At 69.5% G+C, this 13,031-nt stretch carries 10 protein-coding genes; 5 read left to right on the top strand and 5 right to left on the bottom strand.

The window, feature by feature from the left end:
- The first annotated feature begins 5 nt into the window (after window positions 1-5).
- Window positions 6-917 carry a carbohydrate ABC transporter permease gene (locus ACIBK6_RS00670; RefSeq protein ID WP_399047557.1) on the top strand — a complete coding sequence of 304 codons (912 nt, stop codon included), beginning with the start codon at window positions 6-8 and terminating at the stop codon, window positions 915-917.
- The gene (locus ACIBK6_RS00675) at window positions 914-1,819 is read left to right on the top strand and encodes a carbohydrate ABC transporter permease (protein WP_399047558.1); all 906 of its coding nucleotides are present in this window, start codon (window positions 914-916) and stop codon (window positions 1,817-1,819) included. Before ACIBK6_RS00670 ends, ACIBK6_RS00675 begins: the two co-directional genes overlap by 4 nt.
- On the opposite strand, the gene ACIBK6_RS00680 is transcribed toward ACIBK6_RS00675, so the two are convergent.
- The 3 genes from ACIBK6_RS00680 to dusB all read right to left on the bottom strand — a co-directional run bounded on the left by ACIBK6_RS00680 (window position 1,777) and on the right by dusB (window position 7,641).
- A complete protein-coding gene (locus ACIBK6_RS00680; protein WP_399047559.1) occupies window positions 1,777-2,808 on the bottom strand; it encodes an ArsR/SmtB family transcription factor in 1,032 nt (343 codons plus the stop codon). The two genes, ACIBK6_RS00675 and ACIBK6_RS00680, sit on opposite strands and share 43 nt — an antisense overlap.
- Window positions 2,809-3,361: 553 nt before the next feature.
- On the bottom strand, window positions 3,362-6,085 hold the full coding sequence (ppdK, locus tag ACIBK6_RS00685) for a pyruvate, phosphate dikinase (RefSeq protein WP_399047561.1): 2,724 nt from the start codon (window positions 6,083-6,085) through the stop codon (window positions 3,362-3,364).
- Window positions 6,086-6,495: 410 nt separating this feature from the next.
- Complete coding sequence (gene dusB, locus ACIBK6_RS00690) at window positions 6,496-7,641, bottom strand: tRNA dihydrouridine synthase DusB (RefSeq protein WP_399047562.1); 1,146 nt, start codon at window positions 7,639-7,641, stop codon at window positions 6,496-6,498.
- 48 nt (window positions 7,642-7,689) lie between these two features.
- Between dusB and ACIBK6_RS00695 the strand changes: the two genes are divergently transcribed.
- Window positions 7,690-9,150 (top strand): MFS transporter, encoded by a 1,461-nt coding sequence (locus ACIBK6_RS00695; RefSeq protein WP_399047563.1) that lies wholly within the window; start codon window positions 7,690-7,692, stop codon window positions 9,148-9,150.
- Here ACIBK6_RS00695 and ACIBK6_RS00700 read toward each other — a convergent pair.
- A complete protein-coding gene (locus ACIBK6_RS00700) occupies window positions 9,123-9,998 on the bottom strand; it encodes a helix-turn-helix domain-containing protein (protein ID WP_399047565.1) in 876 nt (291 codons plus the stop codon). The genes ACIBK6_RS00695 and ACIBK6_RS00700 overlap by 28 nt on opposite strands.
- Before the next feature lie 135 nt (window positions 9,999-10,133).
- Between ACIBK6_RS00700 and ACIBK6_RS00705 the strand changes: the two genes are divergently transcribed.
- Entirely contained in the window at window positions 10,134-11,558 is a 1,425-nt protein-coding gene (locus ACIBK6_RS00705; RefSeq protein ID WP_399048429.1) for an MFS transporter, read from the top strand.
- An 85-nt stretch (window positions 11,559-11,643) separates the two neighbouring features.
- Here ACIBK6_RS00705 and ACIBK6_RS00710 read toward each other — a convergent pair whose 3' ends face one another.
- Window positions 11,644-11,829: a DUF6243 family protein gene (locus ACIBK6_RS00710; RefSeq protein ID WP_393838448.1), complete on the bottom strand. Its 186-nt coding sequence runs from the start codon at window positions 11,827-11,829 to the stop codon at window positions 11,644-11,646.
- Between the two features lie 139 nt (window positions 11,830-11,968).
- Here ACIBK6_RS00710 and ACIBK6_RS00715 point away from each other — a divergent pair, with 139 nt between their 5' ends.
- The gene (locus ACIBK6_RS00715; RefSeq protein ID WP_399047566.1) at window positions 11,969-12,973 is read left to right on the top strand and encodes an aldo/keto reductase; all 1,005 of its coding nucleotides are present in this window, start codon (window positions 11,969-11,971) and stop codon (window positions 12,971-12,973) included.
- Window positions 12,974-13,031: the final 58 nt, after the last annotated feature.

Consider the following 13,031-nt stretch of genomic DNA (forward strand, 5'->3'; position numbering starts at 1 on the left):
CAACGATGCGACGACGCATTTCGGACAACACCCTCTGGTTCTGGATCTTCGTCGGCCCCTTCGCCGCCGGGCTCGCCCTCTTCACCTACGTCCCGCTGCTGTGGAGCGTCTACCTCAGCTTCTTCGACGCCCACAACACGGTCTCGCCGACCGACTTCGTGGGCTTCGACAACTACACGGCGATGCTGCGCGACGACGCGTTCACCTCCAGCCTGGCCACGTTCGCGGTGTTCTCCCTGTTCATCGTGCCCGCGACCTACGCGCTGGCGCTCGCCCTCGCGCTGATGGTGAACCGGACCCGCCGCTTCCAGGCCTTCTTCCGCTCGGTGTTCTTCCTGCCCGCGGCCTGCTCGTACGTGGTCGCCGCGCTGATCTGGAAGCTGTCGATCTTCAACGGGGTGCGGTTCGGGCTCGCCAACACCGTGCTCGGCTGGTTCGGCGCCGACCAGACGGCCTGGCTCTCCACGACCCATCCGCCCTGGTACTGGCTGGCCATCGTGACCGTACGGCTGTGGCTCCAGGCCGGGTTCTACATGATCCTGTTCCTGGCCGGGCTCCAGCGGATCAGCCCCCGCCTGTACGAGGCGGCCGCGGTCGACGGGGCGCGGCCCGGCTGGCAGGTGTTCCGCCACATCACCTTCCCCCAGCTGCGCACCACCTCGATCGCGGTGGTGCTGCTGCTTGTCATCAACGCGTTCCAGGCGTTCGACGAGTTCTACAACCTGCTCTCGGACTCCCGCGGCTATCCGCCCTACGCCCGCCCGCCGCTGGTCTACCTCTACTACACCGCCCTCGGCCAGGGGCAGAACCTGGGGATGGGCAGCGCCGGCGCGGTGATCCTCGCGCTGATCATCGCGGTGGTGACGGTGTTCCAGGCCCGCTGGTTCGGCCTCGGCCGCAAGGAGGCCGACGCATGACCGCACGCCGCACAGACCCGCACGGCCCCCGTCCAACCCCACGCCGCACCCGCTCCCGCCCCGGCCCCGACGACGCCCTCGTCCGGGCCGGCCGCGCCCTGCGCGGGGCGGTCCTGGTCGCCCTCGCGCTGCTCTTCCTCGTCCCCTTCTACCTGCTCGTGCGCAACGGGCTCGCGACCGAGCAGGACATCACCTCGCCCGGCTGGACGTTCTTCCCGTCCACCCTGCACTGGTCGAATGTGAGCGAAGTCTTCGCCGACCCGGCCGTCCCGATGGCCCGCTCACTGGTCAACTCGGCGCTGATCGCCCTCGCCACGACGGCCGGCACCCTGCTGTTCGCCTCACTCGCGGGGTACGGTCTGGCCCGTATCCCGTACCGCTTCGCCAACCAGGTCTTCTACGCGGTGATCGGCACGCTGATGGTTCCCGCGGCGGTCACGTTCGTACCAAGTTTCGTTCTCGTTTCGTCCCTCGGCTGGGTGTCGAGCTTGCGCGGCCTGATCATCCCCACCCTGTTCTCCGGCTTCGCGTGCTTCGTCTTCCGCCAGTACTTCACAGGATTTCCACGGGAGTTGGAGGATGCGGCCCGTGTCGACGGACTCGGATATTGGCGTACGTACTGGAGGATCGTCGTCCCCAATGCGCGCCCGGTCTTCGCGGCCGTCGGCACCATTGTGTTCATCGGCGCCTGGAATTCCTTTCTGTGGCCGCTGGTCATCGGCCAGGACCGGGACTCCTGGACGGTGCAGGTGGCGCTCTCCACCTTCACCACCGCCCAAGTGGTCCACCTGCACGAGCTGTTCGTCGCCGCCGCCGTGTCGATCGTCCCGCTGGTCCTGGTCTTCCTGCTGCTCCAGCGCTACATCGTGGCCGGCGTGGAGCGCTCGGGGATCGACGACTGACGCCGGTAGGGCCCGCGCGGCGGCGCGCCGCACAGCAGGGCGTTGCCGAGCGGGGTCAGCGTATGCAATACGGAGTTGCCGTGCCGCAGCGTGACCAGGAGGCCGGCGTCGCGCAGGACGCCGGCGTGCTGGCTGGCGGAGGCGAGCGAAACGCCTGCCCTGCGGGCGAGTTCACTGGTGGTGCAGCCGTTCCCGATGGACTGGAGCACGCTGGAGCGGGTGTGGCCGACGAGGCGGCCGAGCGAGGACCCGCGGTCGGGGCCCGGCGGGGATTCGTACGGCGCCTGGGTGTGCGTCACCGGGTAGACGAGCACCGGCGGCAGCTTCGGGTCCTGGAGGGCGACCGGGGTGCGGCGGCAGAAGAACGACGGCTGGAGCAGCAACCCGCGGCCGTCCAGATGGAGTTCGCGGTCCACCGGATAGTCGGCCTCCAGGACCGGGGCGCGCCAGCGCAGCATCGGCGGCAGCGAGGCGAGGAGCTCCCCGGCGCCGCCGTCGAGCAGCGCCCGGCCGCGGGCCGCCCGGTCGGCGTCGACGCGGGTCTGTATGTGCGCCCAGTACGGGGACACCGCCGCTTGGTGATAGCCGCCCAACATATCGGCGAGACGGCCGAGTTGACCGCTCGCGCCATCGGCGAGGGCGGCCGCCCAGCCGGTCGTCGGACAGCCGCCGGGGAGCCGGGAGAGTTCCTCGTTCAGCCGTTCGGCTCCGGTCGCCCGAATTCGCTCCAGACCGGATTCCAGGGAATGCGGCCCCTGCGGCGGCGTGAGAAAGTCGGGGAAATATCCCCGACACGGAACGATTGCGGAGAGCAATCGCGTTTCTCCGCCCAGCCGGGCGCGCGTTTCCTGTCGCCATTCACCGAATACGGTGGCGCCCCGCCGGTCCCTTAAGCGATGAAAGCTGAGAATCGTTTCCCACAGCGTGTCGGGACCCGGTGCCATACGGAGCCGGGCCAGATCCTCGCCGGTGAAATGAATGCGCAGCACGGAAACCCCACCTGTCCAGTGTGTTGCAACTTGTTGCCTTGTGTTGCAGCCGCAATTGATCCCCCGCCCGACTCGACTGAGTATGCCTCCCGTCACTGCACGTGACCACGGGCCTTTCAGCCACAGTTGAAAGGCCTCGCGGACAGGCCCCTGGGGAAGGAAAGCTGTACCTCGTCGGGCACGACACCGAGCCAACCGGAAAGACTCTGCGAAGACCGTGGGGGGCTTCACAGGCTCTGGCGGCGGTGGGCGTAGGTGGCGGCTCCGTGCTCGACGCGGTTGACAGAGTGCGGTTCATGGGTGGGGATCCGTGAACCGCACTCTGCATTTCCGGCCACCGCCCTGTTAAATGTCCGCCCTTCAACAGGAATTAAGCGTCCGCACACCCGAACGGTGTACGGCGATCGCACTCGGCGAACGCTTACTGGGCAGCCCGGAAGAGACAACGCAAAAGGGGCGGCACCCCCGCACAGGGTGCCGCCCCTTCTCGGTGTTCCGGAGCCGCCGCCGGATCGGTGTTGAGGGTCGGGGACCCGACGGCGGCTCCGGGGTCTCAGCGGGAGTCGCTGCCCTTGGCCTCCGCCGCCGCCCGGCCCGCTTCGAGGCGGGCGACCGGGATGCGGAACGGCGAGCAGGACACGTAGTCCAGGCCCACCTCGTGGAAGAAGTGCACCGACTCGGGGTCGCCGCCGTGCTCGCCGCAGACGCCGAGCTTCAGGTCGGGGCGGGTCTCGCGGCCGGCCTGCACGGCGGAGCGCACGAGCGAGCCGACGCCGTCCTTGTCGATGGTCTCGAACGGCGAGACCCCGAAGATGCCCTTCTCCAGGTACGCGGTGAAGAACGAGGCCTCCACGTCGTCGCGCGAGAAGCCCCAGACGGTCTGGGTGAGGTCGTTGGTGCCGAAGCTGAAGAACTGGGCGGCCTCGGCGATCTGACCAGCCGTCAGGGCGGCCCGGGGCAGCTCGATCATGGTGCCGATGGTCAGCTTGAGATCGGTGCCGGTGGCGGCCTCGACCTCGGCGATGACCTGGTCGGCCTCCTCGCGCACGATCTCCAGCTCCTGGACCGTGCCGACCAGCGGGATCATGATCTCGGGGCGCGGGTCGCCCTTGGCGTTCTTGCGCTCGGCGGCCGCCTCGGCGATCGCCCGCACCTGCATCGCGAACAGCCCCGGGATGACCAGCCCGAGGCGCACGCCGCGCAGGCCGAGCATCGGGTTCTGCTCGTGCAGCTTGTGCACGGCCTGGAGCAGGCGCAGGTCGTTCTCGTTGGCGTCCCTGCGGGACTCGGCGAGCGCGACGCGGACCGACAACTCGGTGATGTCGGGCAGGAATTCGTGCAGCGGCGGGTCCAGCAGGCGGACGGTGACCGGGAGTCCGTCCATCGCCTCGAACAGCTCGACGAAGTCCTTCTTCTGGAGCGGGAGCAGGGCACTGAGTGCCACCTCGCGCTCGTCGTCGGTGTCGGCGAGGATGAGCCGCTCGACCATCTCGCGCCGCTCGCCGAGGAACATGTGCTCGGTGCGGCACAGGCCGATGCCCTGGGCCCCGAACCGCCGTGCGCGCAGGGCGTCTTCGGCGTTGTCGGCGTTGGCCCGTACGCGCAGGCGGCGTACCCGGTCCGCGTACGCCATGATCCGGTGGACAGCGGCGACGAGCTCGTCGGCGTCGTCGGCGCCCGCGTGCATGCGGCCCTCGAAGTACTCGACCACCGGGGACGGCACGACCGGGACCTCGCCGAGGTAGACCTTGCCGGTGGAGCCGTCGATGGAGACGAGGTCGCCCTCTTCCACGACCACGCCGCCCGGCGCGGTCATCCGGCGCCGCTTGGTGTCGACCTCAAGCTCCTCGGCGCCGCAGACACAGGTCTTGCCCATGCCGCGCGCGACGACGGCGGCGTGCGAGGTCTTGCCGCCGCGCGAGGTCAGGATGCCCTCGGCGGCGATCATGCCGTCGAGGTCGTCCGGGTTGGTCTCGCGGCGGATCAGGATGACCTTCTCGCCCGACCGCGACCACTTGATCGCGGTGTACGAGTCGAAGACGGCCTTGCCGACGGCCGCGCCCGGCGAGGCGGCGATGCCGCGCCCGAGCTGCTCGACTTTGGAGTTGTCGTCGAAGCGCGGGAACATCAGCTGGGCGAGCTGGGCGCCGTTGACACGCTGGAGCGCCTCGGCCTCGTCGATCAGGCCCTGGTCCACGAGCTGCGTGGCGATCCGGAAGGCGGCACCGGCGGTGCGCTTGCCGACCCGGGTCTGGAGCATCCACAGCTGGCCGCGCTCGATGGTGAACTCGATGTCGCAGAGATCCTTGTAGTGGGTCTCCAGGGTCTCCATGATCTGCATGAGCTGGTCGTACGACGCCTTGTCGATCGACTCCAGCTCGGCGAGCGGCACGGTGTTGCGGATGCCCGCGACGACGTCCTCGCCCTGCGCGTTCTGCAGGTAGTCGCCGTACACGCCCTGGTGGCCGGAGGCCGGGTCGCGGGTGAACGCGACGCCGGTGCCGGAGTCCGGGCCGAGGTTGCCGAAGACCATCGAGCAGATGTTGACCGCTGTCCCCAGGTCACCCGGGATGCGCTCCTGGCGGCGGTACAGCTTGGCCCGGTCGGTGTTCCACGACTCGAAGACCGAGCGGATCGCGAGGTCCATCTGCTCGCGCGGGTCCTGCGGGAAGTCGCGCCCGGCCTCGGTCTTGACGATCTTCTTGAACTGCTTGACCAGCTTCTTCAGGTCGCCCGCGTCGAGGTCGGTGTCGACGGTGACCTTCTTCGCGGCCTTGGCGTCTTCGAGGGCCTCCTCGAAGAGCTCGCCGTCCACGCCGAGCACGGTCTTGCCGAACATCTGGATCAGGCGGCGGTAGGAGTCCCAGGCGAAGCGCTCGTCGCCCGCCTGGACGGCGAGGCCGGCCACCGACTCGTCGGAGAGCCCGATGTTGAGGACGGTGTCCATCATGCCGGGCATCGAGAACTTGGCGCCCGAGCGGACGGAGACCAGCAGCGGGTCGTCGGCCTGGCCGAGCTGCTTGCCCATCGCCTGCTGGAGGGCGTCGAGGTGTGCACTCACCTCGTCGCGCAGCTCGGCGGGCTCGTCGCCACTGTCGAGGTAGACCTTGCACGCCTCGGTGGTGATCGTGAACCCGGGCGGGACCGGGAGACCGAGATTGGTCATCTCGGCGAGGTTCGCGCCCTTCCCGCCGAGAAGGTCCTTGAGGTCCCTGTTCCCCTCGGTGAAGTCGTAGACGAACTTCTGGGTGTGCTGGAGGTCTTTGTCTTCCGACACGGGTCTCGACTCCTCGAATCCGCGAACGGCATGGTGGCTGCCCTGACGGCGAGGAACATACCCAGATCGAAGGTGTCTGGGTACGTCCACTTGTGCGTCACGGGGGCTTAACCACTCGTCCGCCAGCAGATCGAAAGTGACTGACGCGTAACCAGGTTTAGGCTGATTACTTCAACTCTTGAAGGGTTGATGTCGGACAAGCCCTAAAATGCACGCTCACCTGAGCGAGTCCTAGCCCATCTGATTTCAACTTCTGAACATCAAAGGGGTGGCACTCAGTGCCACCCCTTTCAGAGGTGCAGCCACCCAAGATCTGCTCATCTGAGCGCAACCCCTATCAGGGGTGGCGAGAATCACGCGTCTGATCGATCAGAAATCCAGGGATCCGGAGCCATCGGCGTAGCCCGATGTCAGCCGCCCGAGGTGTCGAGCTCGGCTTCCATGCTGATCCCGGAGCAGTCGTACGGGTCCTTCAGCCAGCCGTCCGGCAGGACGACCCGGTTGTTTCCGGACGTTCTGCCGCGCGGGCCGTCGGCGCCGTCCGGCCACGACTGGTCCAGATCCAGCTCGCTCAACTGAGCGCCCAGCTCGTCCAGGGACGAGGTGACGGCCAGGCTCTTGCGCAGCTGCGAACCGACCGCGAACCCCTTCAGGTACCAGGCGACGTGCTTGCGGAAGTCGATCACGCCGCGCTTCTCGTCGCCGATCCACTCGCCGAGCAGCGTCGCGTGCCGCAGCATCACCTCGGACACCGTCCGCAGCGTGGGCCGCGCGAACGAATCCGTACCCTCGAAGGCGGCCACCAGGTCGCCGAAGAGCCAGGGCCGCCCGAGGCAGCCGCGCCCGACCACGACACCGTCGCAGCCGGTCTCCTTGACCATGCGCAGGGCGTCCTCGGCGGACCAGATGTCGCCGTTGCCGAGCACCGGGATCTCCGGGACGTGCTCCTTGAGGCGTGCGATGGCCTCCCAGTCGGCGGTGCCGCCGTAGTGCTGGGCGGCGGTGCGGCCGTGCAGGGCGATCGCGGTGACGCCCTCCTCGACGGCGATCCGGCCCGCGTCGAGGTAGGTGATGTGGTCGTCGTCGATGCCCTTACGCATCTTCATCGTGACCGGGAGGTCCCCGGCGTTGGAGACGGCCTCGTTCAGGATGGCGCGCAGCAGCGGCCGCTTGTAGGGCAGGGCCGAGCCGCCGCCCTTGCGGGTCACCTTGGGGACCGGGCAGCCGAAGTTGAGGTCGATGTGGTCGGCCAGGTCCTCGTCCACGATCATGCGGACGGCCTTGCCGACGGTGACCGGGTCCACTCCGTACAGCTGGATCGAGCGCGGGGTCTCGGTCTGGTCGAAGTGGATGAGCTGCATGGTCTTCTCGTTGCGCTCGACCAGCGCCCGCGTCGTGATCATCTCGCTGACGAACAGGCCCTTGCCGCCGGAGAACTCGCGGCACAGGGTGCGGAACGGAGCGTTGGTGATGCCGGCCATGGGTGCGAGCACCACGGGCGGCTGCACGGCGTGCGGGCCGATGGAGAGCGTGGTCATCTGTTTATTGTCACCCATGCGCGCGGACCGCCCCAGGAGTCGTTAGTTAGGCGTACTATCGAAGCCATGTCCGAGCCCACCCATCGCCGACGGATGCTCATCCTGGCGATCTGCTGCATGAGTCTGCTGATCGTCAGCCTCGACAACACCGTCCTCAATGTCGCCCTCCCCTCCATGCAGAAGGAGTTGCACGCCGGCGTCTCCGGCATGCAGTGGACGATCGACGCGTACACCCTCGTCCTCGCCTCGCTGCTCATGCTGGCGGGCTCGACCGCCGACCGGATCGGCCGCCGCAAGGTGTTCCAGGCCGGTCTCGTCCTGTTCACCATCGGCTCCGTGCTCTGCTCGCTGGCCCCCAACCTGGAGTCCCTGGTGGCCTTCCGGATGGTGCAGGCGGTCGGCGGCTCGATGCTCAACCCGGTCGCCATGTCGATCATCACCAACACCTTCACCGACCCCCGCGAACGCGCCCGTGCCATCGGCGTCTGGGGCGGTGTCGTCGGCATCTCGATGGCCGCGGGCCCGATCGTCGGCGGCGTCCTCGTCGAATCGGTGGGCTGGCGCTCGATCTTCTGGCTCAACCTGCCGGTCGGCCTGCTCGCCCTCTTCCTGACCTGGCGCTACGTTCCCGAGTCGCGCGCCCCCAAGCCCCGCCGCCCGGACCCCGTCGGCCAGCTCCTGGTCATCGCGCTGCTCGGCTCACTGACGTACGCGATCATCGAGGTGCCCAGCGCCGGATGGGACTCGCCGCTGATCCTGGCCTTCGCCGCGATCGCGGTCGCCGCTCTCGCGGGCCTGCTGCTGTACGAGCCCCGGCGGGCCGAACCCCTCATCGATCTGCGCTTCTTCCGCAGCGCCCCGTTCAGCGGCGCGACCGTCATAGCGGTCTCGGCCTTCGCCGCGCTCAGCGGGTTCCTCTTCCTCAACACGCTGTACCTCCAGAACGCCCGCGGCCTGAGCGCCCTGAACGCCGGGCTCTACATGCTGCCGATGGCCGCCCTGACCCTCGTCTGCGCCCCGCTGTCGGGACGCCTCGTGGGCAGCCGGGGCCCGCGCCTGTCGCTGCTGATCGCGGGCGTCGCGATGGCCGCCAGCGGGCTGCTGTTCGCGGCCCTCGACGCCCAGCACACCACGGCGCTGCTGTTCACCGGGTACGTCCTGTTCGGCCTCGGCTTCGGCATGGTGAACGCGCCCATCACCAACACCGCGGTCTCCGGAATGCCCCGCTCCCAGGCCGGGGTGGCCGCCGCGGTCGCCTCCACCAGCCGCCAGATAGGCCAGACCCTGGGTGTCGCCGTGATCGGCGCGGTGCTCGCGGGCGGCATGGCGGGCACGGCGTCCGGCGGGTACGCCGACGCCTTCACCGGGGCCGCCCGGCCCGCCTGGTGGATCATCACCGGCTGCGGTCTGAGCGTGCTGTGCGTGGGGCTCGCGACCAGCGGGCGGTGGGCGCGCGCGTCGGCGCGGCGGACCGCCGAACGCCTGGAGGCCCCGGTCGCTCAGACCCCCGCGGACGCCAACGCCTGACGGGATTGAGCCAACTCCTGGAGTTTCTCCAGGCGTTGGCGGCTCTCCTCGTCCACCGGTACGTACGTCACCAGCCGCGGGCCCGCCGACGGGCCGAGCCACAGATTGCTGTGCTCCACGTACAGCAGGCCGACGTGCGCGTTGCGCAGGTACTTCAGCTTGCCGCTCTGGCCGACCACCTCGTGCCGGGCCCAGACCTCGCGGAACTCCGGCGAGGCGGACTCAAGGCGGGCCAGCAGCGCCTTCCAGGCCGGCTCCGCGAGGTGCTCGGCCATCGAGGCGCGGAACTTGGCGGCCATCACCCGGTTCGTCTCGGCGACATCGACGACCGAGCCCCGCCACTCGGGGTTGGTGAAGGCCAGCCACATGCAGTTGAGGTCCTCGGGCGGCAGCGCGTCGAGATCGCAGAGCAGCCGTCCGTACGTCGTGTTGTACGCGAGGATGTCGTACCGGCTGTTCTGGACGCAGGCCGGGATCGGACCCAGCTGGTCGAGCATCGCGCGCAGCGCCGGGGTCACGCTCGGGCAGGCCGTGTTCGGCGCCGGGTCGAGGGCGCCGGCCAGCGCGAAGAGGTGGCTGCGCTCGCTGGGGTCGAGCAGCAGGGCCCGCGCCAGCGCGTCGAGGACCTGCGGGGAGACCTGGATGTCGCGGGCCTGCTCCAGCCAGGTGTACCAGGTCACACCGACCGCGGAGAGCTGCGCGACCTCCTCGCGGCGCAGCCCCGGGGTGCGCCGGCGGCGGCCGCGTGGCAGGCCGACCTGCTCGGGGGTGATGCGCTCACGGCGGTTGCGCAGGAATTCCGCCAGCTCATGGCGGCGGACGTCGCTCGCCGGGGCCACAATGGTCATGACTTCAGGGTGCCCCACGCGCGAGGGGTTGTCAGCCGGTTGCCTGGTAGTGCTTCTACCAGGATAAGGAGACTCTGGTACCAGGCTGAGGAGTGGAGGATCGTCTTCTCCGTGAGCGAAACAACGGTACGGACGATCTCCAACCCTTCCACAACTTCGGTCCCGGTCAACCGACATGGGGCAGTGATCGGCCCGCTCGGGCTGTTCACGGTGCTGCTCGGCGCGGCACTGCCGCTGATCGACTTCTTCATCGTCAATGTCGCGCTGCCCTCCATGGACAGCGACCTCGCCGCGGGCCCGGCCCTGCTGGAACTGGTGGTCGCCGGATACGGCGTGGCCTACGCCGTCCTGCTCGTGCTCGGCGGGCGCCTCGGCGACATGGCGGGCCGGCGCAGGCTCTTCCTGATCGGCATGGCGGCCTTCGGCCTCACCTCGCTCGCCTGCGGCCTCGCGCCCAGCGCCTGGACCCTGGTCGGGGCGCGGGTGGCACAGGGTGCCGCGGCCGCGCTGATGATGCCGCAGGTGCTTGCCACCATCCAGGCCACCACCCAGGGTCCGCGCCGGGCCCGGGCGATGAGCCTGTACGGGGCGACCGCGGGCCTGTCCATGGTGGCCGGGCAGATACTCGGCGGCGTCCTGGTCGCGGCCGACGTGGCCGGGTCCGGATGGCGCTCGGTGTTCCTGGTGAACGTGCCGGTCGCCGTCCTCGGCCTGATCCTCACGGTCCGCTCGGTGCCGGAGACCCGCTCGGACCGCCCGGCCACCATCGACGTACCCGGCACGCTGCTGCTCGCGGTGTCCCTGCTTTCGCTGCTGCTTCCGCTGACCGAGGGGCGGGCGGCCGGCTGGCCGCTGTGGACCTGGGTCTCGCTGGGCGTCTTCCCCTTCGCGGCCGTCGCGTTCTTCCTGGTGGAGCGGCGCGCGGACCGGCTCGGGCAGACTCCGCTGGTGCCGCCGAGCCTGCTCGAACTGGACTCGCTGCGGCGCGGTCTGGTGATGGTGCTGCCGTTCTCGGTCGGCTTCAGCGGCTTCATGTTCGTGATCGCCGTGGTGCTGCAGCAGGGCCTGCGGATGGGTCCGGTGGACGCCGGTCTCGCCCTGGTGCCGATGGCGCTCGCCTTCTTCGCCGCCTCGCTCGCCGGGCCCCGGCTCATCGGCCGGTTCGGCACCCGGATCGTGACCGCGGGCGGACTGTTCCAGGCGGTGGGCGTGGCCCTGATCGCACTGACCGTCTGGCGCGACTGGTCGGGCCTGACGATCGCCGAACTCGCACCCGGCGTCGCGATCGCCGGACTCGGCCAGGGCCTCCAACTGCCGGTCCTCATCCGGCTGATGCTCTCCGACGTACCGGCCGACCGGGCCGGGGTGGGCAGCGGAGTCGTGGTCACCACCCAGCAGTCGGCACTCGCCCTCGGCGTCGCCACCCTGGGCAGCCTCTTCCTGGCGCTCTCCCCCTCGATGGGCATGCGCGACGCGCTCGTCGTCACGCTTCTCGTACAGCTCGGCATGATCGCCCTGACGGCACTGCTGAGCCTGCGGCTGCCGCGTGTCATGCGGTGAGAGCGGGGAGGAGTGAGGCGGGGTACGGCGAAGGGCCCGGACCGGGTGCCAGGTGGCACGGTCCGGGCCCTTCGGCGTCTTCGGATCAGCTCTCGCTCGACTCCGTCGCGGGGTTGGCGCGCTCGCGCATCTTGCGCAGCAGCTCCTCCTTCTTGTCCACGGCCGCCTTGCGGTCGGCCGCACTCCCCTGGACGGAGCCCTGGTCTCCGTTGCGGGACACCTTCTTTCGCTGTCCACCGACACCGAGCAGGTTGTTACGACTCTTAGCCATGTGGCGACGGTACCTGGAGATCCGGGGGTGGCCGTACCAGTTTTCCCGGGGCACCCACGCATGACAGATGACAAATATTGAAATCTGTCAGCTGTCATGCCATGGTGGATGAGCCACACCCCACCACCAAGGAGCCCTCATGCGAACCCGCACCCTCGGCACCACCGGCCCCCAGACCTCCGCACTCGGCCTCGGCTGCATGGGCATGTCGGCCCTGTACGGCGAGGCGGACCGGGGCGAGTCCATCGCCACGATCCATGCTGCGCTCGACGCCGGCATCACGCTTCTCGACACCGGCGACTTCTACGCCATGGGGCACAACGAGATGCTGATCGGCGAGGCGCTGCGCACCGCCCCCGCTCCGGCCCGCGAGCAGGCGCTGACCAGCGTGAAGTTCGGCGCCCTTCGCGATCCGCAGGGCGGCTGGTACGGGTACGACGGCCGGCCGGCCGCGGTCAAGAACTTCGCCGCGTACTCCCTCCAGCGCCTCGGTGTCGACCACATCGACGTCTACCGGATCGCCCGGGTCGACGAGAACGTGCCGATCGAGGAGACCGTCGGCGCCATCGCCGAACTGGTCGAGGCCGGGCACGTACGGCACGTCGGGCTCTCCGAGGTCGGTGCGGCCACCCTGCGCCGGGCCGCCGCCGTCACCCCGATCTCGGACCTCCAGATCGAGTACTCGCTGATCTCGCGCGGCATCGAGGACGAGATCCTGCCCGCCGCCCGCGAGCTGGGCATCGGCGTCACCGCGTACGGGGTGCTCTCGCGCGGTCTGATCAGCGGGCACTTCTCGCGGGACCGGCAGCTGGCCGCGGGCGACTTCCGCGGCATGAGCCCGCGCTTCCAGGGCGAGAACCTCCAGCACAACCTCGATCTGGTCGAGGCGCTGCGGAAGATCGCCGAGCAGAAGGGCGTCTCGGTGGCGCAGATCGCCATCGCCTGGGTGCTCTCGCGCGGCGAGGACATCGTGCCGCTGGTCGGCGCGCGCCGCCGGGACCGGCTGACCGAGGCGCTCGGCGCGCTGGACGTGGAGCTCGGCGCGGACGACCTCGCCGCGATCGAGGCCGCGTTCCCGCCCGGCGCGGCCGCGGGCGACCGCTACCCGCAGGCCCAGATGGCCCACCTGGACAGCGAGCACTGAGAGCCTGCCCGGGCCGTTCGCCGCTGCTCCCGCCCCCGTCCGGGAGTTGTCCACAGGC

The organism is Streptomyces sp. NPDC050485 (assembly GCF_044458185.1).
Lineage (GTDB): Bacteria > Actinomycetota > Actinomycetes > Streptomycetales > Streptomycetaceae > Streptomyces.